At 62.8% G+C, this 26421-nt stretch carries 27 protein-coding genes and 1 riboswitch; of the genes, 15 read left to right on the top strand and 12 right to left on the bottom strand.

Annotation, left to right across the window (positions count from 1 at the left end; translation table 11 throughout):
• Positions 1–42: 42 nt before the first annotated feature.
• Both S7S_RS00780 and S7S_RS00775 read right to left on the bottom strand, forming a co-directional pair.
• Entirely contained in the window at positions 43–1896 is a 1854-nt protein-coding gene (locus tag S7S_RS00780; protein WP_008740083.1) for a LamG-like jellyroll fold domain-containing protein, read from the bottom strand.
• A gap of 130 nt (positions 1897–2026) precedes the next feature.
• Entirely contained in the window at positions 2027–3034 is a 1008-nt protein-coding gene (locus tag S7S_RS00775; RefSeq protein WP_008740081.1) for a DUF481 domain-containing protein, read from the bottom strand.
• Positions 3035–3354: 320 nt separating this feature from the next.
• Between S7S_RS00775 and S7S_RS00770 the strand changes: the two genes are divergently transcribed.
• Positions 3355–3891 (top strand): hypothetical protein, encoded by a 537-nt coding sequence (locus S7S_RS00770; RefSeq protein WP_008740079.1) that lies wholly within the window; start codon positions 3355–3357, stop codon positions 3889–3891.
• Positions 3892–3999: 108 nt separating this feature from the next.
• On the top strand, positions 4000–4647 hold the full coding sequence (locus S7S_RS00765; protein ID WP_008740077.1) for a thiopurine S-methyltransferase: 648 nt from the start codon (positions 4000–4002) through the stop codon (positions 4645–4647).
• A 9-nt stretch (positions 4648–4656) separates the two neighbouring features.
• Here the strand turns inward: S7S_RS00765 and rutR are convergent, their stop codons facing one another.
• On the bottom strand, positions 4657–5445 hold the full coding sequence (gene rutR / locus S7S_RS00760; RefSeq protein ID WP_082027591.1) for an HTH-type transcriptional regulator RutR: 789 nt from the start codon (positions 5443–5445) through the stop codon (positions 4657–4659).
• Positions 5446–5622: 177 nt separating this feature from the next.
• Between rutR and S7S_RS00755 the strand changes: the two genes are divergently transcribed.
• The 5 genes from S7S_RS00755 to S7S_RS00735 all read left to right on the top strand — a co-directional run bounded on the left by S7S_RS00755 (position 5623) and on the right by S7S_RS00735 (position 11540).
• The gene (locus S7S_RS00755; RefSeq protein WP_052269177.1) at positions 5623–6624 is read left to right on the top strand and encodes an ArsR/SmtB family transcription factor; all 1002 of its coding nucleotides are present in this window, start codon (positions 5623–5625) and stop codon (positions 6622–6624) included.
• 28 nt (positions 6625–6652) lie between these two features.
• Positions 6653–7813, top strand: a complete 1161-nt coding sequence (metK, locus tag S7S_RS00750) for a methionine adenosyltransferase (RefSeq protein WP_008739195.1) — start codon at positions 6653–6655, stop codon at positions 7811–7813.
• Between the two features lie 11 nt (positions 7814–7824).
• Positions 7825–7904: riboswitch (S-adenosyl-L-homocysteine riboswitch) on the top strand.
• 20 nt (positions 7905–7924) lie between these two features.
• On the top strand, positions 7925–9313 hold the full coding sequence (gene ahcY / locus S7S_RS00745) for an adenosylhomocysteinase (protein ID WP_008739194.1): 1389 nt from the start codon (positions 7925–7927) through the stop codon (positions 9311–9313).
• A gap of 48 nt (positions 9314–9361) precedes the next feature.
• A complete protein-coding gene (gene metF / locus S7S_RS00740; RefSeq protein ID WP_008739192.1) occupies positions 9362–10195 on the top strand; it encodes a methylenetetrahydrofolate reductase [NAD(P)H] in 834 nt (277 codons plus the stop codon).
• Between the two features lie 43 nt (positions 10196–10238).
• Complete coding sequence (locus S7S_RS00735; RefSeq protein ID WP_008739190.1) at positions 10239–11540, top strand: MFS transporter; 1302 nt, start codon at positions 10239–10241, stop codon at positions 11538–11540.
• 6 nt (positions 11541–11546) lie between these two features.
• Here the strand turns inward: S7S_RS00735 and trmB are convergent, their stop codons facing one another.
• Positions 11547–12266, bottom strand: a complete 720-nt coding sequence (gene trmB / locus S7S_RS00730) for a tRNA (guanosine(46)-N7)-methyltransferase TrmB (protein WP_008739189.1) — start codon at positions 12264–12266, stop codon at positions 11547–11549.
• A 74-nt stretch (positions 12267–12340) separates the two neighbouring features.
• Here trmB and S7S_RS00725 point away from each other — a divergent pair, with 74 nt between their 5' ends.
• The 3 genes from S7S_RS00725 to S7S_RS00715 all read left to right on the top strand — a co-directional run bounded on the left by S7S_RS00725 (position 12341) and on the right by S7S_RS00715 (position 15123).
• The gene (locus S7S_RS00725) at positions 12341–13009 is read left to right on the top strand and encodes a glutathione S-transferase family protein (protein WP_008739188.1); all 669 of its coding nucleotides are present in this window, start codon (positions 12341–12343) and stop codon (positions 13007–13009) included.
• A gap of 152 nt (positions 13010–13161) precedes the next feature.
• Positions 13162–14067 carry an aspartyl/asparaginyl beta-hydroxylase domain-containing protein gene (locus S7S_RS00720; protein WP_008739187.1) on the top strand — a complete coding sequence of 302 codons (906 nt, stop codon included), beginning with the start codon at positions 13162–13164 and terminating at the stop codon, positions 14065–14067.
• A 144-nt stretch (positions 14068–14211) separates the two neighbouring features.
• Entirely contained in the window at positions 14212–15123 is a 912-nt protein-coding gene (locus S7S_RS00715; protein WP_008739186.1) for a recombination-associated protein RdgC, read from the top strand.
• Positions 15124–15127: 4 nt separating this feature from the next.
• On the opposite strand, the gene blaOXA is transcribed toward S7S_RS00715, so the two are convergent.
• A complete protein-coding gene (gene blaOXA, locus S7S_RS00710) occupies positions 15128–15916 on the bottom strand; it encodes a class D beta-lactamase (RefSeq protein ID WP_035205588.1) in 789 nt (262 codons plus the stop codon).
• A 216-nt stretch (positions 15917–16132) separates the two neighbouring features.
• On the opposite strand from blaOXA, the gene S7S_RS00705 reads away from it, so the two are divergent.
• Positions 16133–17020 (top strand): BRCT domain-containing protein, encoded by an 888-nt coding sequence (locus S7S_RS00705; RefSeq protein WP_008739182.1) that lies wholly within the window; start codon positions 16133–16135, stop codon positions 17018–17020.
• 261 nt (positions 17021–17281) lie between these two features.
• Entirely contained in the window at positions 17282–17470 is a 189-nt protein-coding gene (locus tag S7S_RS00700) for a DUF4269 domain-containing protein (RefSeq protein ID WP_008739181.1), read from the top strand.
• A 73-nt stretch (positions 17471–17543) separates the two neighbouring features.
• On the opposite strand, the gene S7S_RS00695 is transcribed toward S7S_RS00700, so the two are convergent.
• The 7 genes from S7S_RS00695 to ftsY form a co-directional block, all read right to left on the bottom strand.
• Positions 17544–18326 (bottom strand): thiazole synthase, encoded by a 783-nt coding sequence (locus tag S7S_RS00695; protein ID WP_008739180.1) that lies wholly within the window; start codon positions 18324–18326, stop codon positions 17544–17546.
• 25 nt (positions 18327–18351) lie between these two features.
• Positions 18352–18549 carry a sulfur carrier protein ThiS gene (gene thiS / locus S7S_RS00690; protein WP_008739179.1) on the bottom strand — a complete coding sequence of 66 codons (198 nt, stop codon included), beginning with the start codon at positions 18547–18549 and terminating at the stop codon, positions 18352–18354.
• Positions 18550–18614: 65 nt separating this feature from the next.
• Entirely contained in the window at positions 18615–18983 is a 369-nt protein-coding gene (locus S7S_RS00685) for a DUF423 domain-containing protein (protein WP_008739178.1), read from the bottom strand.
• Positions 18984–19086: 103 nt separating this feature from the next.
• Positions 19087–19956, bottom strand: coding sequence for an RNA polymerase sigma factor RpoH (gene rpoH, locus S7S_RS00680; RefSeq protein WP_008739167.1), 870 nt, complete (start codon positions 19954–19956; stop codon positions 19087–19089).
• 118 nt (positions 19957–20074) lie between these two features.
• Positions 20075–21094, bottom strand: a complete 1020-nt coding sequence (gene ftsX / locus S7S_RS00675) for a permease-like cell division protein FtsX (RefSeq protein ID WP_008739166.1) — start codon at positions 21092–21094, stop codon at positions 20075–20077.
• A complete protein-coding gene (ftsE, locus tag S7S_RS00670; RefSeq protein ID WP_041025837.1) occupies positions 21084–21776 on the bottom strand; it encodes a cell division ATP-binding protein FtsE in 693 nt (230 codons plus the stop codon). The genes ftsX and ftsE overlap by 11 nt, the downstream gene beginning before the upstream one ends.
• Before the next feature lie 20 nt (positions 21777–21796).
• Positions 21797–22909 carry a signal recognition particle-docking protein FtsY gene (gene ftsY / locus S7S_RS00665; protein ID WP_008739165.1) on the bottom strand — a complete coding sequence of 371 codons (1113 nt, stop codon included), beginning with the start codon at positions 22907–22909 and terminating at the stop codon, positions 21797–21799.
• A 137-nt stretch (positions 22910–23046) separates the two neighbouring features.
• Between ftsY and S7S_RS00660 the strand changes: the two genes are divergently transcribed.
• The 3 genes from S7S_RS00660 to rsmD are packed head-to-tail and all read left to right on the top strand — an operon-like array spanning position 23047 to position 26419.
• Positions 23047–24387: a M16 family metallopeptidase gene (locus S7S_RS00660; RefSeq protein WP_008739164.1), complete on the top strand. Its 1341-nt coding sequence runs from the start codon at positions 23047–23049 to the stop codon at positions 24385–24387.
• Positions 24384–25844, top strand: coding sequence for a M16 family metallopeptidase (locus tag S7S_RS00655; protein WP_041025836.1), 1461 nt, complete (start codon positions 24384–24386; stop codon positions 25842–25844). The genes S7S_RS00660 and S7S_RS00655 overlap by 4 nt, the downstream gene beginning before the upstream one ends.
• A complete protein-coding gene (gene rsmD / locus S7S_RS00650) occupies positions 25841–26419 on the top strand; it encodes a 16S rRNA (guanine(966)-N(2))-methyltransferase RsmD (protein WP_008739162.1) in 579 nt (192 codons plus the stop codon). The genes S7S_RS00655 and rsmD overlap by 4 nt, the downstream gene beginning before the upstream one ends.
• The last annotated feature ends 2 nt before the right edge of the window (positions 26420–26421 follow it).

Raw genomic sequence — 26421 nt, 5'->3', positions numbered from 1 at the left:
GCCCCGTTCCCGGTACCTGGCCCGGCGGGCCAGCCCAGTGACTCAGTGGCTATACAGCCACTCGCTCTGCGGCAACACGCGGCTGTTGATACGGATTTCCGCAATATCGCCGGCGAACAGATTGCCGGGGGACCCGTTCCAGCTGTTGATCCCGATGGACCAGGGCTGTCCCGGCTGCACCAGCAGGCCCTGTTGCGTGTCGACGCCGGTCCGCATGACCAGCGAGCCATCCACATACATCTGCACCCGCTCGCCATCGTTCACCAGCGCAATGTGGTACCAGTACTCATCGGCCACTTCCCAGGACCAGTTGTCCTGGCCCTTGCCGTTCTGTGATGTGCTGACCCACTGGAATTCTTTCAGTGAGGACACGTTCAGGCCCAGCGATGCGTCACCGCCGCTGCAGGCCACTTCATGATAGGTACAGACGGCGGTGATGCCGGGGCGATGATTGAGGATGCCCGACCACTGGTTGCGCGCCGGCGTCCAGCCTTGCGGCAAGCGCACCACCGCTTCGATCGTATAGGTCGGCAGATAACCGCTCTTGCCAGCGGCGCTGGTCTCGAACAGCAGGCTGGCGCCGGCGGACATCAGGTAATAACCACCGTCGGCATTGCTGCCTTTGAAGCGGGCGCTGCCTTCGGCGAAGCCGAACAGTGCACTGTCATCGATGACTTCGAAGAACGCGCTCATGTCGCCCTGCGGATCGTTGTAGGCGGTCAGCGTCATGACGTTGCCGTTACCCGAGGCATCGGCAAAGCGAACGCTGCCGTCGGTGCTGGTCAGCATGTGGGCGCGATCCAGGATCCAGTAGGCTTCGGTGCCCTCGATATTGCCCGGCTCGTCCGCCCCTGCGTTTTCGCCGAAGTTGGCGAAGCGGCTGCCGAAATGCATCGGCACGTCGAATTCCCAGCGGCTCAGTTCATCCTGCGGCCGGCGGTCCTCTTCCGGAATGGCGGCCACCCAGGGGGAATAGGACCGGAACTGAAGCAGGTTATCCGTTTCGTTGAAGCTGATCAGTTGCATCATGCCGTTACCGCCCCAGAAGCCGGACTGGTAATCGACCACGACCAGCACCACATCGCGCCCGAAGTCGTTCTTGGCTACCATCATGGCTTCGCCGTGGTGGTGCCCGTTGAGCGTCAGGAAGATCTGGTCGTTGTTGCGGATCAGCGTATCCCACAACATGGCGCCGTGCTCGGTGAAGATGGCGGTTTCACCATCGCCGGCGATGTTCATCAGCTGGTGGGTGGTCAGGATGGTCGGCAGGGTCGGGTGCTCGTCGAGCACTTGCTGTGCCCAGGCGGCGGTGTTCGCCGACACGCGCCAGTCCAGCGCCAGCACCAGATATTCGCGGCCATTGCCTTCGAAAATGTGGTAGCTGTTGAAGCCGGTGTCGTCCGCGCCCTGGAAGGTGGTGAAGTTACCGGCCTGCAGAGTCGGCGAGAAATGTTGCAGGAACGGCTCGTTGGCCAGATCACGCACGTCATCGTTCTGGCCGCTGTTGAGCACATCGTGGTTGCCGGCCAGGATCGAATAGGGCGTGGCCGCATTGGCTTCCAGTATCTGCATCGCCTCACGTGCTGCCGCCCATTCCTCCGGCGCGCGGGCGATATCCACCACATCGCCCAGATGTACAGTGAAGGCGATCTTTTCCTGTTCGTAGTGGTCCGCAATCCATTGTGTCTGAACGGTGTAGCGCTCGGGTGAATAGCGGGAATATTTCTGTGTGTCCGGCAGCACCGCCAGGGTAAACCCTTGCGTTTCGGCCACCGGCGGCTCACCGCCGTTGTCATTATTGGACGAGCTGCTGTCGCCACCACAGGCGCTCAACAGCAGGGATAACAGCATGGCCAGCCAGAGCGTTGGCCAGCCGGTGCGTTGTGAGGTGAACATGTGTGTGCTCCCGGATCAGGTGTTGTGTCGCGGGAAGCACCCTAGCGGCCAGACATGACAGCCGCATGGTCGTTATATTGCAAAACTGCCTGCAATACTGTCAGCAATATGTGTCTGAATTGCGTTTTGACTACCAGGCCACACCCAGCCCCAGGGTGTAGCGACGCTGGTTGATACTTCCGTCGCCAACGACCCGGTCCCATTCGGCCCGAATATTGAACGATGCCCAACTGGTCAGGCGGAAACGCAGCCCTGCCTGGGCGTCGAGCTTTTCCGACACCGCACTGCTGAGCGGCACACCGATTTCACCGTTGGTAAAGATTTCCAGTGTCTTGCCCACCAGAAAGCGGTTGTAGTCCCAGCGCACCGCCATGGAGGCGGTGCGTTCGTCGCCGCCGTCGGCGTACTCGTAATCATCCACATTCAGCAGCGAGGTGAGCGAGAAAGCGCCCAGCTCATTGTCCCAGAACTGGTAACCGGGGCCGGTACCCAGGCTGCGCCGGCGGGCAATTTCCTCGATGTCGTCGCGGCGGTATTGCAGGCGGCCCTGCCAGAACCAGTTCCGGTCGATAAAGTAATCCAGCGAATACTGTGCCAGATAATTGTCGATTGAACGCACCTCGTCCTTGTACTCACGGTTATATTCACCGCGCAGGTTATGCCGCCAGTTGTTGTGGCGGAAATCGGTAAGCACCATGATGTCGCGATCATCGATATCGGTATCGCCGCGCTGGAAGTCCAGCGCAAAGTCCACGTTGCCGCGCCAGATCCAGTCTTCCAGCATTTTGCGCGTCGGCATGATCTGGTAGAGATCCGCCAGCGCCACAGTGAAGGGTTCGCCATGGGTGACCAGCGTGACCCGGCCCGGCTGCTCGGCCGCCCGCAAGGTGGCGTATTGTTTGCGCCCACGCCAGCGCTGGTGGCGAATGACCATGCGCTGGCGCGTTTCCAGGGTGGCCACACTCTTGGCATTGATGCGCACGATGCCGCCGAATTCGGTCTCCAGCAGCAGGGTGCCGCCATCGAACAGGCGGACCTGTCCCGACAGCCGGTCGCCATTGAGGAGCCAGACTGTATCGGCCAGTGAAGGGGAAGCACCACAGAGCAGCAGCAGAGCAAATAACAGACGCAGCATCATGTTCGCTAGTGAAGCCCACCCCGCCGGGGGAGGGCGTTGGCCACAGAAGCGGCACATTATGCGGAAAACCCGGCTGCATGAAACAGGGGGAGTGCAAAATTCGCCGAAAATACGGCCGGCGCCATTGCCCGGCGGTACCATCCAGCGGCGCACCCCGCTCCGGTTCCGCATTTTGCGACCTGCTCCCCGTTTAGAGCTCTACCCGGTTTCTGCACGGCACGCTAGTATCCCAGCGCCTGACGCTGTCAGGAAACTGACATAACACGCTGTTTACCCCGTCATAGATGACGCTTTGTACTGCTTTGACAAGGACCTTTTCAATGAAACTTCGCTCTGTTATCGCTGCGGCCTGCCTCGCGCTGCCCGCCATGTCTGTTGCTGAAATCAACTACACCTATGTCCAGGGCACCTATCAGGTGTGGACGGAAGAGAAGGTGCACAAGTGGCTGATCAAGGGTTCCTATCAGGTCAATGACAGCCTGTACCTGACCGCAGAAGACGGCGGCATTTTCGATTTCCGCAATGCCAGCGTCGGCTTTATTGCGCCGATGAACAACCTGCACCTGTACGGCCAGCTCGGCCTGGGCGACAGCGGCGACGGCCTGAACCCGATCCTGGAAGGCGGCGCCCGCCTGGCGGCCGGCGATGCCATGGAACTGCGTGGTGCGATCCGCTACATGCCGGAAGTCTATGCCGCCAACGGCCCGGCACCGGGCGTGACCGACGATGAAGAACTCCTGTTCATCGTGGAAGCCAATTATTTTGCCAGCGAAAAAATCTCTCTGGTCGGTGGTCTGTCCATCCCGACCGAAGCCGATGGCATGATTCTCGAACTCGGCGCCCGCTACAACTTCTGATCTGCCCCCGGGGCCGGCTTCGCCGGCCCCACTTCTTCGCTTCCGCTATATACTCCCCCGACAGGCTTGCCGCGCCACGCGGCCCACCGCCCAAGCGAGGAGTAGGTCATGGAAGCAGCTTTCTGGCACCGCCGCTGGCAGAACAACGACATCGGTTTCCACCAGCCCGACGGACATCGCTGGCTGCCGCGCCACTGGCCAGCCCTGAGCCTGCCGCCCGACGCCCCTGTGCTGGTGCCGCTGTGCGGCAAGAGCGTGGACATGCACTGGCTGCGGCGCCAGCATCCGGTCGTGGGTGTGGAACTGTCACGCGCGGCGCTGGATTCCTTTCTGGATGAACACCGCCTCACCGCGTCATGGCAATCCGCTGGCGATCTGGAGGTGGCCCTCGCACCCGGCTACACCCTGTATTGCGGCGACGTCTTTTTGCTCAACGCCGAGGCCGTAAGCCATGTGCAGGCCGTCTATGACCGTGCGGCGCTGATCGCCTTGCCCCCGCCGATGCGCGAGCGCTATGTGGCGCACCTGCGCACTATCCTGCCGGCCGGCTGGCGCATGCTGCTGGTCACGCTGGAATACGATCAATCGAAAATGGACGGGCCGCCGTTTTCGGTCAGCGCCGACGAAGTGCAACGGCTGTTCCATGGATGCGCCGTGCGCCAGCTTGAAGTCGAGGATGTGCTGTCCGGGCAGGCACGCTTTGAAGAGGCCGGGCTGGAGGCCCTGCGTGAACGGGCCTGGCTGATCGAAGGCTGACACCCGCCATCAACGCGGCCGGATGCCCTCCAGCACCAGCGCGCGCACATTGCGCAGCGTCTCCTCGAAGAAGGCCGGGTCCTGCAGCGATTTGCCGGTGACGGCCGCGATCTGCACATGAAAATCCGCGTAATGCTGGGTAATCGCCCAGAGCGAAAAGATCAGATGGTGCGCATCGCAGGGCACCATGCGCCCCTGGGCAATCCAGGCATTGATGACACGAACCTTGGCTGCCACCAGCGGGCGCACACGCTGCTCAAGCACGTCGATCATGAGCGGCGCCCCCTGCATCACTTCCAGACAGAACAAGCGCGACTCACGCGGATAATCCCGTGACAGCACCAGCTTTGTACGGATGTAATCGCTGATCGCCGTCATCGGCTCGGCGTCGACGGTAAACCCCTCCAGCGAATACAGCCAGACATCCATCAGTTGCTGCAACGCACCGACGTACAGTTCTTCCTTGCTGCTGAAGTAGTACAACAGGTTGGTTTTCGAGATGGCCGCCTCGCGCGCGACCTGATCCAGGCTGGTGCCATGCAACCCGAAACGGGAGAAGTGGTTCAGTGCCGCTTCCAGAATCAGGCCGCGCTTGCTTTCCACCTGTGGGCTGCGCGGGGAGGTCGAGGCGGGATGCCTGAGCAGCCGGCGGGAGGGCGTTTTCTGAACATGCCCTGCGGTGGGGGGCTTTACCGAAGGTCTGGCCGCGGCCTTTTTTGTCGCGGCAATCTGGGGGGTGCTTGCGCCCGCCTTCCCTGCCCTGCCGCGCCCTGCTGTCCTGGAGACTTTGCCGCCCATCGTTCTCCTGTCACCCTGCCCTGGCCTCATAATGCGGCCACTTTACCATCAGTCACGGCGGATTCGGCCAGCCCCGCCCTCCCCCCCCCCCCCACATGACCCGGGCCAACAACAGCCGATCCATCTATATCAAAAAATTTTGATATAGATTTCCCCATGCCCTACACTGCGCCCCTTATGACCCTATTGCAGGTGGCGCCAGGCGCCGAGGACACCCAGCTGGATGTACTGGCGGCGCTGTTGAAAGCCGCTGGCGACCCGCTGCGCCTGCAGGCCCTGCAAGTACTGGGTTACAACAGCTTCGCGGTGCTGGAACTGGCGGAAATACTCGACATGCGCCAATCCGGCATGAGCCACCACCTGAAAGTGCTGGCAAAGGCCGCGCTGGTGGAGCAGCGGCGGGAAGGCAACACCATCTTCTATCGCCGCCAGTTACCGGACCCGCAGGCCGAGACCGGCACCCTGCACCGCGCCCTGCTGGAACGGCTGGATGCGCAGGACCTGGCACCTCAGGTGGCCCGCCGGCTGGCCGGCATCGAAGCACAGCGCGCGGCACAGAGCAGGGCGTTTTTTGAGCGCAATGGCGGCGATTTCGACGCACATGACGACCCGATCGCCGATTATGCGCAGTACGGCGACCTCGCCGACGAGCTGCTGGCCCGCGCCCTGCCCGAAGGCGGCGATGCGGCCCTGGAAGTCGGCCCTGGCGACGGCCGCTTTCTGGTCCGGCTGGCCGGGCGCTTCAGGCAGGTCGCCGGGCTGGAGAGCAGCGAGGCAATGCTGACCCGTGCCCGTCACCGGGTCGCCGACGCGGGACTGAAAAATGTCCGGCTGATACTGGGTGACTGGCCGCAGGCCGCGCCACCACGCCAGTTTGACGCCGTGGTGCTGAACATGGTGCTGCACCACCTGCCGACACCGGCAGACTGTTTTGTTACCGCCGCGCGCCGGCTGCGCCGTGGCGGGGTGTTGGTGATCACCGAGCTGTGCCGGCACGATCAGGCCTGGGCACGGGAGCGCTGCGGCGATCAGTGGCTGGGTTTTGATGAACAGGAACTGGAGGGCTGGGCGCAACGCGCCGGCCTGCGATTGCTGGAGATCCAGTTCCTGGCCCAGCGCAATGGTTTTCAGGTCCAGGCGTGCAGCTTTGTGCACGCGGACGATGCATTCAATCCGTAAACCCCTCAACCAGGGAGCCACCAAAGCAATGAGCGAATATTCCATCTTTACGTCGGAATCCGTATCCGAAGGCCATCCGGACAAAATGGCCGACCAGATTTCGGATGCCGTGCTCGACGCCATCATCAAGGATGATCCGCACGCGCGTGTGGCGGTGGAAACCCTGGTGAAAACCGGCATGGCCGTGGTCGCGGGCGAAGTCACCACCTCCACCTATGTGGACCTGGAAGACGTGGTGCGCCAGGTCATCCTGGATATCGGTTACGACAGTTCCGACGTCGGCTTCGACGGCGCCAGCTGTGCGGTGCTCAACGCCATCGGCAAACAGAGCCCGGACATCGCCATGGGCGTGGACGCGAAAGAAGACAAGGAAATCGGCGCCGGGGACCAGGGCCTGATGTTCGGCTACGCGACCAACGAAACCGACACCCTGATGCCGGCGCCGATCTTTTTCTCGCACCGTCTGGTGGAGCGCCAGGCTGAACTGCGCAAGAACGGCGTCCTGCCGTGGCTGCGCCCGGATGCAAAAAGCCAGGTGACACTGCGCTATGAAAACGGCAAGCCGGTGGCCATCGACGCCGTGGTGCTGTCCACCCAGCACAGCCCGGACATCAGCCAGGCCGACCTGCGCGATGCAGTGATGGACGAGATCCTGTTGCCGGTGCTGCCAAAAGAATGGCTGCACGACAAGACCCGCTTCCACATCAACCCGACCGGCCAGTTCATCATCGGTGGCCCGATGGGCGACTGCGGCCTGACCGGCCGCAAGATCATCGTCGACACCTACGGCGGCATGGCCCGTCACGGTGGCGGTGCCTTCTCCGGCAAGGATCCGACGAAGGTGGACCGTTCCGCTGCCTACGCAGGCCGCTATGTGGCGAAGAACATTGTCGCCGCCGGTCTGGCCGGCAAGTGCGAGATCCAGGTCAGCTACGCCATCGGCGTGGCCGAGCCGACCTCCATCTCGATCAACACCTTCGGCACCGGCAAGGTCGCTGATGAGGTGATCATCGAGCTGGTGCGCAAGCACTTCGACCTGCGTCCGCGCGGCATCATCGAAATGCTCGACCTGCGCCGTCCGATCTACCGTGTCACGGCGGCCTATGGCCACTTCGGCCGCGAAGGTGACAACTTCACCTGGGAAAAGACCGACAAGGCTGCCGCACTGAAAGCCGACGCCGGCCTGTAATACCACGCCCTGTTCCCGAGGGGCGCTGCAGCGGTCAGACCGCGAGGCTCGGGGGCAGGGCGCATCATTGATGCAACGGCGCCCATTCGTCAAAAACGAATGGAGAACCACATGAACGCAAAAACCGATGTCGCCGCAGACTATAAAGTCGCCGACATTTCGCTGGCCGACTGGGGCCGCAAGGAAATCGAGATCGCCGAAACCGAAATGCCGGCACTGATGGCGATCCGCGAAAAGTACCGCGCGCAGCAGCCGCTGAAGGGCGCAAAGATCATCGGCTGCATCCACATGACCATCCAGACCGCCGTGCTGATCGAAACACTGAAAGCACTGGGCGCGGAAGTGCGCTGGTCGAGCTGCAATATCTTCTCCACCCAGGATCACGCCGCTGCCGCCATCGCCGCCGCCGGCGTGCCGGTGTTTGCCTGGAAAGGCGAGACCGAAGAAGAGTACATGTGGTGCATCGAACAGACCTGCCGGGACGCCAATGGCGACCTGTGGGATGCCAACATGATCCTGGATGACGGCGGCGACCTGACCGCGCACATTCATGACCAGTATCCGCAGATGCTGGACAAGATCCATGGCATCACCGAGGAAACCACCACCGGCGTACACCGCCTGTATGAAATGCTGAAGAAAGGCACCCTGAAAGTGCCGGCGGTGAACGTGAACGATTCCGTCACCAAGTCGAAAAACGACAACAAGTACGGTTGCCGTCACTCGCTCAATGACGCCATCAAGCGTGGCACCGACCACCTGCTGTCCGGCAAGAAAGCGCTGGTGATCGGCTATGGCGACGTGGGCAAGGGCTCTGCGCAGTCACTGCGCCAGGAAGGCATGATCGTGCGCGTGACCGAAGTCGATCCGATCTGCGCCATGCAGGCCTGCATGGACGGCTACGAAGTGGTCAGCCCGTTCATCAACGGCCTGAACACCGGCAAGCCCGACAGCATCGACACCACGCTGCTCGGCCAGATCGACCTGGTGGTGACCACCACCGGCAACGTCAACGTGTGCGACGCCAACATGCTGAAAGCCCTGAAGCCGGGCTGCGTGGTCAGCAACATCGGCCACTTCGACAACGAGATCGACACCGCCTGGATGCGCAAGAACTGGGAATGGGAAGAAGTGAAACCCCAGGTACACAAAGTGTGGCGCGACAAGGCCAAAGGCGACTTCCTGCTGCTGTTGTCCGAAGGCCGCCTGGTCAACCTGGGCAATGCCACCGGCCACCCGAGCCGCATCATGGACGGCTCTTTTGCCAACCAGGTGCTGGCGCAGATGTACCTGTTCGACCAGGGCTACGCCAACCACAGCGACGCGGTGAAACAGCGCATGCTGAAAGTGGAAGTGCTGCCCAAGCAACTGGACGAGGAAGTGGCCCGCTATATGGTGCAGGGTTTTGGCGGCGTGATGACGCGCCTTACCGACATCCAGGCCGACTATATCGGCGTCGCGGTGGACGGCCCGTTCAAGCCGGATCACTACAAGTACTGAGGACACAGGGCCGGCCGCCAGGCCGGCCCGTGCACGGGACATCGCACCATGACAGGCAAACGCATCAGTTTTGAATTCTTTCCGCCGAAAACAGCGGAAGGGCTGGACAAGCTGCTCGGCGTGCAGCAGAAACTGCTGGTGAAAAATCCTGAATTTTTCTCCTGCACCTATGGCGCTGGCGGCTCCACCCGCGACAACACCATCAACACCGTCAACCGGCTGCGCGCGCAGCATGCCGACACTGCGCCGCACCTGAGCTGCATTGGTCAGGGCCGCGACGAGCTGGTCGAATTGATCAACCACTATCGCGACAGCGGCGTAACGCGCATCGTGGCACTGCGCGGTGACCTGCCCTCGGGCATGGGCTACGCCCAGGGCGAGCTGAAATACGCTGACGATCTGGTGGCATTGATCCGCGAGATCAGCGGCGATCATTTCACACTGGAAGTCGCCGCCTACCCGGAAATGCATCCGCAGGCGCGCAGCTTCGATGACGACATCGAACACTTCAAGCGCAAGATCGACGCCGGCGCCAACCACGGCATCACGCAGTATTTCTACAATGCGGACGCCTACGGCTTCTATCTCGACGCCTTGCAGAAAAAAGGCTGCACCGCGCCAGTGTACCCGGGCATCATGCCGATCCTGAACGTCGCCAACCTGCTGCGTTTTTCCAGCACCTGCGGCGCGGACATTCCGCGCTGGCTGGCCAGCAAGCTGAACGACATCAAGGACGACGACGCGGCGGTGAAAGCGTTCGGCACCGAGATCGTCACCCGGCTGTGCGAACGGCTACTGGCGATGGGCGCGCCAGGCCTGCATTTCTACACCATGAACCAGGCCGGGCCGACGCTGAAAGTGCTGGATAATCTGGGCCTCTGATCAACGGCCCTCCCTCGGGAGGGCCGTGCCATGGAGCCACGGCATGGCCAAAGACACCACCGAACGCCTCTACGCCCTGATCGCCAACGAAGAGGACGCCCGCGTCTGCACGGACATTGCCGACAACGCCTGTCGCGAAGTGCCGGGCAATTTCCTGCTGATGCTGTGCAGCCAGATACTGACCAGCATCGGCGACCTGCTGATCAATCCGAAAACCATCCTGGCCTGGCTGATTCCCGCCATCGGGGCGCCGTCCGCACTGGTGTCCGCGCTGGTGCCGATCCGCGAATCCGGCTCAATGATTCCGCAGCTGGCGATTGGCGCCTGGGTGCGCGGTCATCCGCGCCGCAAGCAGTTCTGGGTGCTCGGCAGCCTGTTGCAGGGCATGGCCGTGCTGGGCATGGCCGCGAGCGTCTGGTGGCTCAACGGCCTGCCTGCAGGGCTTGCCATTGTCGCGCTGCTGATCGCGTTCTCCCTGGCACGCGGCCTGTGCTCGGTGGCCATGAAAGACGTGCAGGGCAAGACCATTCCGAAGTCCCGCCGTGGCCGCCTCGGCGGGCTGGCCGCCACCTTCTCGGGCCTGATCACGCTGGCCCTGGCAGCGATGCTGTTCAACGACCAGACCGATCCGTCGCTGGCGCTCTACACTGGCCTGCTGCTCGCCGCCGCAGCGGCCTGGTTCGCGGCCGCACTGCTGTTTTCACGCATTGACGAATTCGACGGTGAAACCTCTGGCGGCGGGCACGCACTGCGCCAGGCCGTCAACAGCCTGTCGTTGCTGCGCGATGACGCGCCGTTCCGCTGGTTCGTGATCTCGCGTGCGCTGTTGATGGCGTCAGCGCTGGGCTCGCCCTTTATCGTGGTGCTGGCCCAGCAGCAGGGCGGCGGCGAGCTGGTGCTCGGAAGTTTTGTCATGGCCGCCAGCCTGGCCAGTGCCGTGAGCGCCAGCATTTGGGGGTTTATGGCCGACGCCTCGTCGCGGCGGGTGATGATTCGCGGTGGTGCCCTGGCGAGCCTGGCCTGCCTGGGTACGGCCGGTTTTGCGCAGTGGGCAGGGGAGGGCAGCCAGTGGTTTTTCCCGCTGGCGTTCTTCGTGCTGTCCGTGGCGCACGCCGGTGTGCGTATCGGTCGCAAGACCTATCTGGTCGACATGGCCGGCGGCAACAAGCGCACCGATTACACCGCCGTGAGCAATACCGTCATTGGCCTGTTGCTGCTGCTGGCCGGCGGCCTCAGTGCGCTGGCATCCTTGTTTTCCACGGAGGCCGTGCTGTGGTTGCTGGGCGGCATGGGGCTCGCCGGCACGCTGGCCTCGCTGCGGCTGAAAGAGGTGTCGGCCGCCTGACTCTGTTCAGCCGGCACGGGTATAAAGCAGGTCCCAGACGCCATGGCCGAGCCGCGCACCGCGACGCTCGAACTTGGTTTCCGGGCGCCAGACGGGCCGCTCCGAGTAAACGCCGGCACCGGCCATATTGGTCCAGCCGCTGGCCGCTTCCATGTGCTCGAGCATATGCACGGCGTAGTCTTCCCAGTCGGTGGCCAGGTGAAACACACCATCGGGCGTCAGCTTGCGGCGCACCAGATCGATAAATGCCGGCTGCACAATGCGGCGTTTGTGGTGCTTTTTCTTGTGCCAGGGGTCGGGGAAGTAAAGCTGCACTCGCGCCAGGCTGCCATCGGGGATGCACAGTTCAAGAATCTCCACCGCGTCATCGCAATAGCTGCGCAGATTGCGCAGGCCGCGCCCCTCGATCTCCATCAGCAGCGCGCCGACGCCGGGGCGGTGCACCTCGATGCCGATAAAATCCTGCTCCGGCGCTGCCTCGGCCATCGCCGCCAGTGACGCGCCCATGCCATAGCCGATTTCCAGCACCCGGGGGGCATCGCGGCCGAATACCGCCTGCGGGTCCAGCATGCCCTGGTCACGCTCAAGGCCGTAGACCGGCCAGAGAGTGTCCAGCGCCTTCTGCTGACCAAGGGTCAGGCGCCCTTCACGCAGTACGAAGCTGCGCACTTTGCGCATCACCCGGCCGGTGACGGGGTCCTTGTCCTGTCTGATGAAATCAAGCATGGTTCAGCGTCGTCCCGCTCTCAGAAGGGCGCCATTCTAGGCGCCACGCCGTAACAGCGCCAACAGGAGCCCCCATGATCACCGTTCATCACCTGGAAAATTCACGCTCACAACGTGTCCTGTGGCTGCTTGAAGAGCTCGGGCTGCCCTATGAGGTGAAACGCTACGCCCGCGACCCGAAAACCATGCTCGCGCCAGCCGAGCTCAAGGCCGTGCACCCCCTGGGCAAATCGCCGGTGATCACGGACGAAGGCCGCACGATCGCCGAATCCGGCGCCATCATCGAATATCTGGTGGCGAAGACCGGCGGCCAGCTCGCCCCCGCCCCGGACAGCCCCGCCGGGCTGGATTACCGCTACTTCATGCACTACGCCGAAGGCTCGCTGATGCCGCTGATGGTGATGTCGCTGGTGTTCACCCGCATCCCGAAATCGCCCATGCCGTTCTTCGCCCGGCCCATCGCCCGCGCCCTGTGCGGCAAGGTGCGCAGCAGCTTCCTGCAACCACAGATCATTGATCACCTGGCCATGCTGGAGGCACACCTGGGCAAGCAGACCTGGTTCGCCGGCGACGATTTCAGCGCCGCCGATATCCAGATGAGCTTCCCGCTGGAAGCCGCCGCCACCCGCGCCGGCGGCGACCGCTACCCGGCCCTGACGGCGTTCCTGTCCCGCATCCACGACCGGCCTGCCTACCAGCGCGCACTGGAACGGGGTGGCCCGTACCGGATTCTCGGTGGCTGACCCCATCTGACTCTTTCTGCACTGGAGTGCTCAGGCTATTCTTCGCCCTGTCTCGCCCGGCCCGTTTCCCGCCCGGCGCAGACAGGGGGCCGCGGGCATAGGCAGTACGATGCCGCGCGCATCGTATGCACAGGGGGAGGTTTCTCCAGGTTATGTCCGTCATCCTGGCCGCACTGGCTATCTATATCGGCTCGATTCTGTTCATTCACTGGCGTTGTGCGAATACGCTCAACCTGAAGCGCCAGCTGACCGATTTCTCCACCTTCATGGTGCCGTTCAATCTGCCTGCCTATCTGCTGTCGAAGGTGCCGACCACGCCGCGCGTGGGGCACGAGCATTTTCCTGAGCTGAAAATCCTCAATGACAACTGGGAAGTGATCCGCGACGAAGCCCTGGCGCTGTACGCCCACGGCCATATCGCCACCAAGGAAGACCTGCCGGCCAGTTCCTTTTACAAGGACAACCGCTGGAAGAGCTTTTACCTCAAGCTGTACGACAACGACATTCCCTCCGCGCGCGAACTGGCGCCGAAGACGCTGGCGCTGATCGAGCAGGTGCCCTACATGAATATCGCACTGTTCGCGGTACTGATGCCGGGCAAAAAGCTGAACAAGCACCACGACCCGTTCGCCTACACGCTGCGCTATTCACTGGGCCTGAGCACACCGAACGATCCCGGCTGCGGCCTGTTCGTCAACGATGCCGACTACGTCTGGCGCGATGGCGACAGCATCATCTTCGACGAAACCTATCTGCACCACGCCTACAACAACACCGACACACCGCGCATCATTTTGATGACCGACGTGGACCGCCCGATGCACAGCCGTCTGGTACAGCGCGTTTATTACGGCTTTGGCTGGCTGTTCAACCGGCTGTTCGCCGTGGACAACCTGGACACGCGCTACAGCGGCATCGGCAACCGTGTCGGCAAGTATGTGCTGGCGTACAAGAACTGGTTGAAGCGCATCAAGAAACGCAATCGCACCGTCTACACCGTAGGCAAGTGGGCGGTGATTCTGGGTGTGCTGGGCCTGGGTGCCCGCGCCCTGCTTTGATCCACCCCGGAGCATCGGCGGGCGCCGCCTTGCGCTGCCCGCCGATGTGCCCGCCCGCAGCGCATTTTAAATTTACGCCACCCGCCTTGAGCCCGCCGGCATGCTCCGATAAGGTGCCCGCCTCGTCATTCGGATACAGCCTTTATGTGGATCAAGAACCTCTGCGTTTACCAGAGCGCCGAACCCTTTACCTGGAGCGCGGCCGAGCTGGAGGAATACCTCGCCGCCGCGCAATGCCCGAAAATCACCCAGCAGACACTGAGCGTGGAAGGCTTCGTGCCGCCACTGAAAGACCACGCCGCCATGCTGCACGCGGAAGAAGGGCTGATCTATTGTGTCTATCAGGAAACCACACGCCTGCTGCCCGGGCCGGTGGTGAAAGAAGAACTGGATGAACGTGTCCAGGCCATCGAGGCAGAACAGGGCCGCAAACCCGGCCGCAAAGAGCGCGCCGAGCTCAAGGACCAGATCACCTTCGAGCTGATGCCGCGCGCCTTCACGCGCTCACGCCGCACTACCGTGCTGATCGACATGCGTCATCATCGCGTGCTGATCGACAGCGGATCGGAAGCCCGTGCCGAGCAGGCGATTGCCATGCTGCGCAAGGCGGTGGGTTCACTGCCGGTGAAACGCCCCACCGCCAATCACTCGCCGGCCACTGCCATGAGCCAGTGGTTGAAGGAGCCCGCGCAGTTGCCCGCCGGCTTTACCCTTGGCGACCGCTGCGAACTCAAAGGCACCGGCGACGAAGGTGCCAGCGTGCGCTTCACCGCCATGGACCTCAGCCGAGAGGAAATCCTCAAGCTGCTCGACACCGACATGCAGGCCGTCAAACTGAACCTGTGCTGGAACGACGAATTCGAATTCGACGTGACCGAAGACCTGCAATTCAAGCGCATCAAGCCGCTGGATCTGGTGCAGGAAAACCTGGACAACCTGCGCGACGACGACGCGCTGGCCGAACTGATGGCTCGCCTGATCCTTCAGGCCGGCTTGTTGCGTTCGGTGCTGGATCGCCTGTTCGAGTATTTCGAAGTGGACAGAAGCCCGGTCTGATCGCTCAGGGCGCAGGCAGAATGCCCAGCGCCCGCAGCGCCGCCTTGCCGGTAGGAATACGTTTTTCGCCATCCTTGGTGTCACGCACGGTGATGTTCAGTGCAAACGGATACACCGCATCACCGCGCGTGACCCAGCCCACCCACCAGGCCACTTCCGGGTCCTGGCCCATGGCCCAGCCGGTCTTGCCGTACAGCGCCCAGCCGTCGCCCTGTTCCAGCAACACCATCTCGCGCACCGTGGCCTGAACCGTCGGCGGCACTGGCAGCGCCCCCTGCGTCAGTCGATACAGGAATTGGGTCTGCTCAACGGCGCTGATTTTCAACGGACCCTGCAACCAGAACTGGTCTACCTGCGTGCCGATGTCAGCATTACCGTAACCCAGCCGCGTGACATATTCCTGCATGCGCGACAATCCGATACGCCGCGCCAGCTCCTGATAGATCGGCACGTTGGAGATGGGAATGGCCTCGCGCAGCGACATGTCCTTTTCCCATTGCGGAAACGGTTGCGGCTGGCCACCGTAGGGCAGCACTTCGTCAGCACTGGCCACCGCACCGCTGGCAAGGCCGATCAGGCTGTTGGGAATCTTGAAGGTCGAGGCGGGAATAAAGCGGGTGTGTGCCCTGGCTTCATCATGGCCGGTGAGTGTGTCGGCCTGTGGGTCAAGCACGACAAACGTGCCATCTAGACCGGCTTCATCAAACAACTTCGCCACTTCTTGAGATTCACGCCAAGTTTGCGCCTGGCCAGACGAGGCCAGCATTATAAGAAGAAGAAAAACATACTTCATGGAGAATGCTTCCACTTGCCTGTCCGAGAAGGCCATTCTACCTATTAAAGTAAAATGGGCACCATATTGCCCGGCACTAATATTTCATCTTAATCTACATCTGATACTTTCATGTCAGCTCTACACGGTCCGCGTGCTCATCATACTGCGCGCGAACAAGGCCACACATAATAAATCACAGTAAAAACAAATCATTACATCATATTGGAGGCAATCATGCTGGAACACGCCCCTTATCGACGTTACGCCGGGAAGGCAGAGATCGAGAAGGCCATTAACTCCTTAAAAGGACTGATCGAAGGCATAGCTATCGATAGACTTATTAACGCCCACGAGTTGCAATTTCTTCACATGTGGCTTGATGAGCATCGCCGCTATTCCAGCAAGCATCCGTTTAATGAACTCTTTCCTGTTGTAGAGAGCGCGATCACAGACGGCGTCCTGACCAATGAAGAACAGGCCGACATTTTGTGGCTATGCGACCAACTCCTTTCCGAAAGGTACTTTGATTCAGTCACCACAGACATGCAGCGCCTGCACGCGATGATCGCAGGCATTGCTTCTGACGGCCAAATCTCCGTGGAAGAATTACGTGGTCTCTCCAAATGGCTACAGAAACACGAGCATCTGCGTCGCTGCTGGCCTTATGACGAAATTGATACTCTCATCACCAGTGTACTCGCAGACAAACTGATAGACCCGGAGGAACATGCTCTGCTTATGCAGTTCTTCGGTGAGTTCATAGCAATATTGGACAATCGGACTGTTACCATGCCTCCGGTTGCTGAAGGCAGCACTTTGACTGGCCTGTGCGCCGTTTGTCCAGATATCTCATTTCAGGGAAGTGTATTCTGCCTCACCGGAGCATCGCATCGCTATTCGCGCAAGCAACTCTATAGCCTCATTCAGGAACTCGGCGGCAAGACGGCGAATGGGGTAAGCAAAAAAGTGCAGTATCTCATTGTTGGCGCAGAGGGAAACCCATGCTGGGCATTTGCTTGCTATGGCCGGAAAGTTGAGCAAGCAGTAAAGCTTCGTAAGGAAGGCCATACGATTCTTATTGTGCATGAAAATGATCTGCACGACGCCATAGCCGATCTATGACTTTCTTTATTAATAAAAAGTGTCCACCAGATCATTGAGAGAACAGGTATATCAAAGCGCTTCGCCTGCTATCAGCTGAGAATTGTCAGCATACTGTTCGTACATTTCGATGTGGCACACAGCGACATTGACGTGATCTGAACCTGTACCGATCTGGATCATTTTCTGCATGAGGTAAGTGTAGACTTTAACAAGATGGAAGGCTTCGAGTCATACCGGCGCCCGGCACATGTCGCAGCCTGCTTTCACAGCTAGGGATTCGTGTTTGAGATTTACGATTTGTCTGTGCCGCCTGCGAAGCAGCTTGCCGTGCGGCATTACCGCGTCATGGAACGCCTGTCCCGCCTTGGCGGCGCGTCACTGCAAATCGCCGTGCCGACCTGTCGACAGCAGGGCCTGAAGACCGAGCCAGCCATTGCCACCGTCTTAGGGCTGCCGGGCAATCCTTAGGCCGCAGTGCTGGCGCTCGAAAGCTGGGACGACACCCGGCTCAGCGCACTGATCCGGGCGCGCTTGAAGTGACTCAGCGGGACAGACCGCCCAGCGGCGAGGACGCACTGGCGTAGGCCTTTTTCTCCATGCGTCCGGCAAGAAACGCTTCGCGGCCGGCTTCGATGGCCTTTTTCATGGCACTGGCCATCAACACCGGGTTTTTCGCATGCGCCACGGCGGAATTCATCAACACGCCTTCACAACCCAGCTCCATCGCCAGTGCCGCATCGCTGGCGGTGCCCACGCCGGCATCGACGATGATCGGCACCTTCGCTTCTTCGAGAATGATGCGAATATTGTGCGGGTTGAGAATACCGAGACCAGAGCCGATCAGTGACCCCAGCGGCATCACCGCCACGCAGCCCATCTCTTCGAATTTCTTTGCCGCAATCGGATCGTCGTTGGTGTAGACCATCACCTTGAAGCCGTCGTTCACCAGTTCTTCAGCAGCGAGCAGGGTTTCGCGCATTTCCGGGTACAGGGTTTTCTGGTCGCCCAGCACTTCCAGCTTCACCAGGTCATGGCCGTCCAGCAGTTCGCGTGCCAGCTTGCAGGTGCGCACGGCATCGACGGCGGTGTAGCAGCCGGCGGTGTTCGGCAGGATGGTGTATTTGTCCGGCGAGATGAAATCCAGCAGGTTCGGCTCGTTGGCATCCTGGCCAATGTTCGTGCGGCGGATCGCCACCGTCACGATCTCCGCGCCGCTCATTTCGATGGCCGCGCGGGTTTCCTCGAAATCCTTGTATTTGCCGGTGCCGATCAGCAGCCGGGATTGATAGCTGCGGCCCGCGATTTCGAAGGTATCTGGGGTCATGGTCTCTCCTGATGACGATGGCGGTTCAGCCGCCACCGATGGCATGAACAATTTCGACGATATCGCCGTCGCTGAGCGCAAAGTCGGCGTGTTCGCTTTTCGGGATGATGTCGCGGTTCACTTCCACCGCCAGGCGGCGGCCATGAATCTCCAGCCGCGCCAGCAGATCACTGATGGTGCGGCCATCGAACTCAAGACTGTCACCGTTTACCTGAAGCTGCATGATCCTGCTCAATGGTTGGGGTGAATGGAATAAAACGTCCTGGCTCATCAGCCTCACAGGGTGGGTCAGGCCGCCTTGTAGAGTGACCAGGCCAGCCACAGCCAGCCAATGATCAGCGCGGTGCCACCCAGCGGTGTCACGGCGCCCAGCCAGCGCTGGCCGCTGAGCACCAGCACATACAGGCTGCCACTGAACACCAGCATGCCGGCGAACAGGATCCAGCCCGCCGTCACCATGCCGGTGCTGCCGAACTGTTTTGCCAGCACACCCACCAGCAGCAGGCCCAGGGCGTGATAGAAATGGTACTCGCTGGCCGTGGCCCAGGTGTCCAGCAGGGCGGCATCCACCCGCGCTTTCAGGCCGTGGGCACCAAAGGCGCCGCAGATCACGGCGAGGGCGGCGTTGAGGGCACCAAGGACGAGCAAGGCTTTCATGGTCGGGGCGGCTCCTGTCTGGGGGATCACCTTCAAGACGTACGGGCGGCCCGTTTCCCATACAAAAACGCCGCCCGGAGGCGGCGCTTATGTTACCTGAAAATCAGGCGATCATGGCGTTGCGCAATTTGCCGATGGCGGCATTTTCAAGTTGCCGGATACGCTCGGCGGAGACGCCATATTCATTGGCCAGATCCTGCAGCGTGGTCTTGTCGTCCGCCAGCCAGCGGCGTTCGAGAATGTCGCGGCTGCGGTCGTCCAGGCTTTGCAGGGCAGCGCCCAGGCGACGGCTGCTCTGCTGCTGCCAGTCGCTCTCGGCCAAAATGTCGGCCGGGTCGCCGCCGTCGGCTTGCAGATACTGCGCCGGGGCAACGATGGTGCTGTCTTCGTCATCGTCCATCGGGCCGTCAAAGGAGGCATCGAACGCGGCCAGACGGCCTTCCATTTCCTGCACGTCCTTCAGGCTCACACCCAGGTCGTCGGCCACGCGCTGGGATTCTTCCAGCGTCAGGCGGCCCAGGCGCTTTTTGGCGCCGCGCAGGTTGAAGAACAGCTTGCGCTGGGACTTGGTGGTGGCCACTTTCACGATGCGCCAGTTTTTCAGCACGAATTCGTGAATCTCGGCCTTGATCCAGTGCACCGCGAAGCTCACCAGCCGCACGCCCACGTTCGGGTCAAAGCGGCGCACGGCTTTCATCAGGCCGACGTTGCCTTCCTGGATCAGATCGCCCAAGGGCAGGCCGTAGCCGGTGTAGCTGCGTGCAATATGCACCACGAAACGCAGGTGCGAGAGCACCAGGCTGCGCGCTGCATCCAGGTCTTCTTCGTAGAACAACCGCTCCGCGAGCTCGCGCTCGGCCTCGGCACTGAGCACCGGCACGGCGTTCACCGCCTGGATGTAGCTATCCAGGCTGGCGCCGGGCACGTTCAGTTGCAGGGCCTGAGCTTCCAGCTTTTGCAGTTGTGTGGTCATGTTCCCGTTCTCCCAGTCATTGGAGCTGAGGTCGATATTAGCACTCGCTGCGTTGGAGTGCTAAAGGGGGAATTGGTTCCTGCGAAAGGCGGGCGCTATGGGCGAGCGGGCCGGCCCTTCAGAGGAGGTGGGGGTCGACATCCTGGAGATGGCGGGAGACGGCGAGCCAGGCGCCCATCAGGCCAAGCAGGCCGGCGAACAGGGGCAGCACTCCCGCATTGATCCAGCCCATGCCGATTAGCGAATACTCACTTTCATACAGTGCCGTGAGCTGATCCACCGGCGAGCCGATCCACAGCAGGGCGATCTGGACCAGCAGCACGGCCACCAGACCACCGGCCAGGCCGTACCAGAAGCCGGTATAGAGGAAGGGGCGGCGCACGAAGCCATCGGTGCCACCGACGATCTTCACCACCACGATTTCCTCGCGGCGGCTCTCGATCGCCAGCCGGATGGTGTTCACCACCACCAGCACCACGGCCAGCGCCAGCGCCAGGGTGAGGGCGCCGACGATGCGGCCGGCCAGCTCCAGCATGGCGTGCAAACGTTTGACCCATTGCACATCGAGTTGCACGAGATCGACTTCGCGGGCCTCGCCGAGCTGCTTTTGCAGGGTTTCCAGCGCCACCGGCGTGGTGTCGCGGGGGAACACCATGACCAGCGGTGGCAGCGGGTTGTCGGGCAGGGCGTCGAGCACTTCGCCGAAGCCGGACAGTGTGCGGAATTCCGCCAGCGCCTGCTCGCGCGTCACCACCTGCACCCGTTCCACATCGGCGCGCGCGCCCCAGGTGTTGGCCAGCGCCTGCTGTCGGCTGCTGTCGGTATCGCGTTTCAGGAACACCGACAGGTGGGCATTGCCGTCCCAGCCCTGGGTCGCTGCGCGGGCGTTTTCCAGCAGCACGGTGATGCCGGCCGGCAGGGCCAGGGCAATGGCGATCACCAGCACCGTCATGGCGGTGGCGGCCGGTGTGGCACGCATGCGCCGCAGCGCGTCCACGGCGGAATCGCGGTGGTGCAGGCGCCAGGCCTCGAAGCGATGATGCCAGGCGCTGCGCGTGGCGCGGGCGCCGGCACGGGGTTTCGGTGCCGGCGGCGGGGCCTGCCGGCGCGGCTTCAGCGGGGTGGCGTTACGCGCCATGGGCATCCTCCCCACGGTCGGCGATCAGGCGCCCTTCGCGCAGGCTCAGCAGCCGGTGCTGGTAGCGGGCAATCAGTGACAGGTCGTGGGTGGCGATCAGCACCGCCACGCCGACACGGGCGAAGTCCTGGAACAGGTCCATGATCTCGGCGGACAACGCCGGGTCCAGGTTGCCGGTGGGCTCGTCCGCCAGCAGCAGCGGCGGCTTGTTGACCACCGCGCGGGCAATGCCGATGCGCTGCTGTTCACCGCCGGAGAGCATTACCGGATTGAGTTTTTCCTTGTCCAGCAGGCCCACTTTGTCCAGCGCCGCGCGCACGCGCTTGCCGATCTCCGCGCGCGGGAAACCGGCGATGATCAGGGGCAGGGCGACGTTGTCGTAGACGCTGCGATCAAACAGCAACTGGTGGTTCTGGTGCACCATGCCGATCTTGCGCCGCAGCAGCGGAATACCGCCGCTGCCGATGCGGTTCAGCGGCAGGCCGTCGACAATGATGTCGCCGGAGGTCGGCCGCTCGATCATCATGATCAGCTTCAGCAGGGTGCTCTTGCCGGCGCCGGAATGCCCGGTGAGGAAGGTCAGCTCGCCGGCCGGCAGGTGCAGGGACACCTGACGCAGTGCGTCCTTGCCGCCGCCACCGGGAATGGGGTACCGCTTGCTGACACGATCCAGCTGGATCATCAAACGCCTCTTGCTTCGGCTCAGCGGCCGGCAACATCTTCAAACAGGGCCTGGACAAAATCCTCGGCGTTGAACGGACGCAGGTCTTCGAGTTTTTCACCGACACCGATAAAGCGGATCGGCAGCCCGGTACGCTTGGCCAGGGCAAACAGGATGCCGCCCTTGGCGGTGCCGTCGAGCTTGGTCAGCGCCAGGCCGGTGACGCCTACGGCCTGACGGAATTCCAGCGCCTGGTTGATGGCGTTCTGGCCGGTGCCGGCATCCAGCACCAGCAGCACTTCGTGCGGAGCGTCGGGAATCAGTTTTTTCATCACCCGCACGACCTTGGCCAGTTCGTCCATCAGGTTGGTGCGGGTGTGCAGGCGGCCGGCGGTGTCGGCGATCAGCACGTCCACGCCACGGCTCTGCGCCGCCTGCACGCCGTCGAACACCACCGAGGCGGAATCCGCACCGGTGTGCTGGGCAATCACGGGAATGTCGTTGCGCTCGCCCCAGACCTGGAGCTGTTCCACGGCAGCGGCGCGGAACGTATCGCCCGCCGCCAGCATCACGGACTTGCCTTCGTTGCGGAAACGCTTGGCCAGCTTGCCGATGGTGGTGGTCTTGCCGACGCCGTTTACGCCGACCATCAGGATGACGTAGGGCTTCCTGTCCGGTGCGATCACCAGCGGCTGGTTGACCGGCACCAGCAATTTGCGCAGCTCTTCCTGCAACGCTTCGTAGAGCGCATCGGCGTCCACCAGCTCTTTGCGGCCGACACGTTCGGTCAGCGACTGGATGATGGTATCGGTGGCTTCCACGCCGACATCGGCGACCAGCAACTGGGTCTCGATCTCTTCGAAAATCTCGTCGTCGATTTCCTTGGCGCCCACCAGCAGGTCGGCCAGGCCCTTGCCCAGGCTCTGGCGGGTCTTGCCCAGGCCGAGCTTCATGCGGGCCCAGAAACTCTCGCCGCTGCTGCTGTCGTCGTCCACCGGCGCAGGCTCGGCGGGGGGGGCGGCGACCGGCTCGGCGGGCAGTTCCTCCGCCGGGCGGCGGAACATACGCGAGAACAGGCCGCCACGGCCCTTGTCGGATTTATCGTGCTGATCGTCCTGGTGGTCCGGATCGGGTCGGGAAACTTCGTCGGTCATTACAGGTCTTTCCGTGGGTAGTCAGCCGGCCAGGGGCAGGCTGTCGGGATGTGCGTCCGGCGCCGGGCTATCCTATCATCCCGCACCAACCATAGAAACGCGCCACAGCACGCTGCGGCGCCGCGAAGGGGATCGCAATGCGTATCGTGCTCTCGCTGCTGCTGACGCTGTTCAGCACCAGCCTGCTGGCAGAAGAACTGCCGCCCACCCACGAATTCACGCTGGATAACGGTCTCACGGTCCTGGTACGCGAGGACCACCGCGCACCGGTCGCCACCGTGATGATCTGGTACCGCGTCGGCAGCATCGACGAACCGGCGGGCATGACCGGCATGAGCCACATGCTCGAACACATGATGTTCAAGGACACCGAGCACCTCACCCCCGGCGACTATGCCGCGCTGGTGTCGCGCTTCGGCGGCCAGACCAACGCCTTCACCTCCTACGAATACACCGCCTATTACCAGACCTACGAAGCCAGCCGGTTGCCGCTGGCACTGGAGCTGGAAGCCGAGCGCATGGCCCACCTGCGCATCGACCCGGAAGAATTCAGCCGCGAAGTGCAGGTGGTGCTGGAAGAACGCCGCCAGCGCACCGACGACAACCCCAACGCGCTGGCCTGGGAAAAATTCAGCGGCATCCTGCGTCCCGGCACCGGCTATGCCCACCCGGTGATCGGCTGGCGTCGCGAGATCGAACAGTATCAACCGCAACGCGCCATGGACTGGTACCAGCAGTGGTACACACCCGGCAACGCCGTGCTGGTGATCGCCGGCGACGTGACCCGCGAGCAGGTCGAGCCTCTGGTCAAACAGTTCTTCGGCCCGATCCCGGCCCGTGACGTGCCGTTCCGCCCGACCCCGAAAATGGCCGACCCGGCCGGCGACCGCCGCCTGGACCTGGTCCTGCCGGTGCAGGTGCCCTCGCTGTACCTGGGCTGGAATGTGCCCTCGCTGGCCACCGCCGAAGACCCGCAGACCTACTACATATTGAACATGCTCGCCGGGGTGCTCGACGGCGGCACCAGCGCCCGCATCGAATCCAGCCTGGTGCGCGGCCAGCGCGTCGCCGCCGGGGCCGGGGCCGGCTATCAGGGCCTGTCCCGCGAAGACGGCGTGTTCACGGTCACCGCCACGCCGGTGCCCGGCGTCACGCTGGACCAGTTGCAGGCCGCCATCGAGGCCGAGATTCAAAAGCTCGCCGAGACGCCGCCGGAACAGGCGGAGCTGGACCGGGTACGCGCGCAGGTGCTGTCCGGCTATGTGTTCGGGCAGGATTCCGTGTTCGGCCAGGCCATGGAGCTGGGTTACCTGGCGATGATCGGCCAGGACTGGCGCCTGAGCGCCAACATGGCGGAGGCACTGGCAAAGGTCACACCGCAACAGGTCAGCGACGCCGCCCGCACCTGGCTGGTGCCGGCACGCCGCGCCATGGCCCGCGTTGAACCCGAGGTAAGCACCGTGGAGGCCGCACAATGAGCCGCAATCGTTTGTTGATCGGCGCCGCCCTGACCCTCGCGGTGCTGCTGTTTATTTTTATCGGCATCAGCCCGGCGCCGAAGCCGGAACCTGCCGCGAGCACTTTCCCCACCACCCTGGAGGCCGTCACCCAGGCCGAGCCGGGGCGCCGCCAACTGGATATCCGGCAGTGGCAGACCGACAGCGGCAGCCGTGTGCTGTTCGTGCACACCGGCCAGTTGCCCATGCTGGACGTGCGCATGCTGTTCGACGCCGGCAGCGCCCGCGACGATGGCCAGCCGGGCCTGGCTTCGCTGACCAACGCCATGCTCGACCAGGGCGCCGATGGCCTGGACGTGGGCGACATCGCCCGGGGCTTCGAAGACCTGGGCGCCAGCTTCGGCAATTCCAGCCACCGCGACATGGCGCTGCTGACACTCACCTCACTGAGCGCGCCGGAGTTCCGCGACCCGGCACTGGCACTGATGCGCCGCGTTCTGCACGCGCCCAGCTTCCCCGAGGACGCCCTGGCGCGCCTGCGCACCCAGATGCTGCAAGGGCTGCGCATGCAGCAACAGGTGCCCGGCCCGCAACTCAGCCGCGCCTTTAACGCACTGCTGTTCGGCGAGCATCCCTATGCCACGCCGTCCGGCGGCACGCCGGAGAGCCTGCCGGGCATCACCCGCGACGACCTGGTGGCCTATTACCAGCGCTACTACACCGCACAGAACGCCGTCATCGCCCTGGTCGGCGACATCACCGAAGACCAGGCCCGCGATATCGCCACGCAACTCAGCGCCGCCCTGCCGCAGGGCGAGCGCGCCGTGCGCCTGCCGGTGGCGGCGACGCTGACCGAACGCCACACCACACACATCGACTTTCCCTCGTCGCAGACACACATCTCGCTCGGCAATCAGCTGATCAGCCGTGGCCACCCGGACTACGTGCCGCTGTACGTCGGCAACCATATCCTCGGCGGCGGCGGCTTCAGCGCCATCCTGATGGACGAAGTGCGGCAGAAGCGCGGGCTGGTGTACGGCGTGTATTCCGGCATTTCGCCGATGGCCTCCGGCGGCCCCTTTACGGTGAGCCTGCAAACCGCCAACGACAACGCCGACGCCGCGCTGAAACTGACACTCGAGCTGATCAGTGACTTTGTCGCCAACGGCCCCACGGACGAACAACTGCAACTGGCGGTGGACGACCTCACCGGCAGCTTCGCGCTGGCCACCGCGTCCAACAGCGATATCGTCGGCCAGCTGGGCGCCATCGGCTTCTACGACCTGCCACTGGATTACCTGGACGAATTCCAGCAGGCGATCAGCGATGTCAGCGCCGGGGACATTCGCGACGCCTTCCAGCGTCATCTGGTCCCCGACAATCTGGCCATCGCCAGCATCGGCCCGCGCGCCCCGGACCCGGCACGCGCCAGTGAGACGCCGGTAGACGACAGCACCCCGGCGGACACCGCAGAATGACCGTCAGCAAGGGCAGCGTGCGCATCATTGGTGGCGAGCATCGCGGCCGCAAACTGCAGTTCACCGACCAGGGCGGTGACCTGCGGCCCAGCGGCGACCGGATGCGCGAGACGCTGTTCAACTGGCTGCAGTTCGAGCTGCGCGATCGCCGCGTGCTCGACCTGTTTGCCGGCTCGGGCGTGCTGGCCGCCGAAGCCTTGTCGCGCGGTGCCGCCCACGCCGTGCTGGTGGAAAAAAAGCGCGAACGCGCCGCCGACCTGTCCCGGCAGCTCAAGCCGCTGTTCGGTACACGGATCTTTATCCAGGCGGCCGACGCGCTGACATGGCTGACACGGCAGCCGCCACAGGCGCCCTTTGATCTGGTGTTCATCGACCCACCGTATGATCTGGGCCTGGCGGCACCGGCCTGTGCGGCACTGGAAGGGGCACAGCTGCTCACACCAGACGCTCTGATCTACGTGGAATCACGCCGGCACGACCCGGCACCAGAGGTCCCGGTCGGCTGGCAGTGCATCAAGGAGAAAACCGGCGGCGATGTCCGCGCCCAGCTCTACCGGCGCGCGCAGGATGCCTGAGC

The sequence above is a fragment of the Isoalcanivorax pacificus W11-5 genome, from assembly GCF_000299335.2.
Classification (GTDB): domain Bacteria; phylum Pseudomonadota; class Gammaproteobacteria; order Pseudomonadales; family Alcanivoracaceae; genus Isoalcanivorax; species Isoalcanivorax pacificus.
This window is presented reverse-complemented; position numbering and strand designations above follow the sequence as displayed.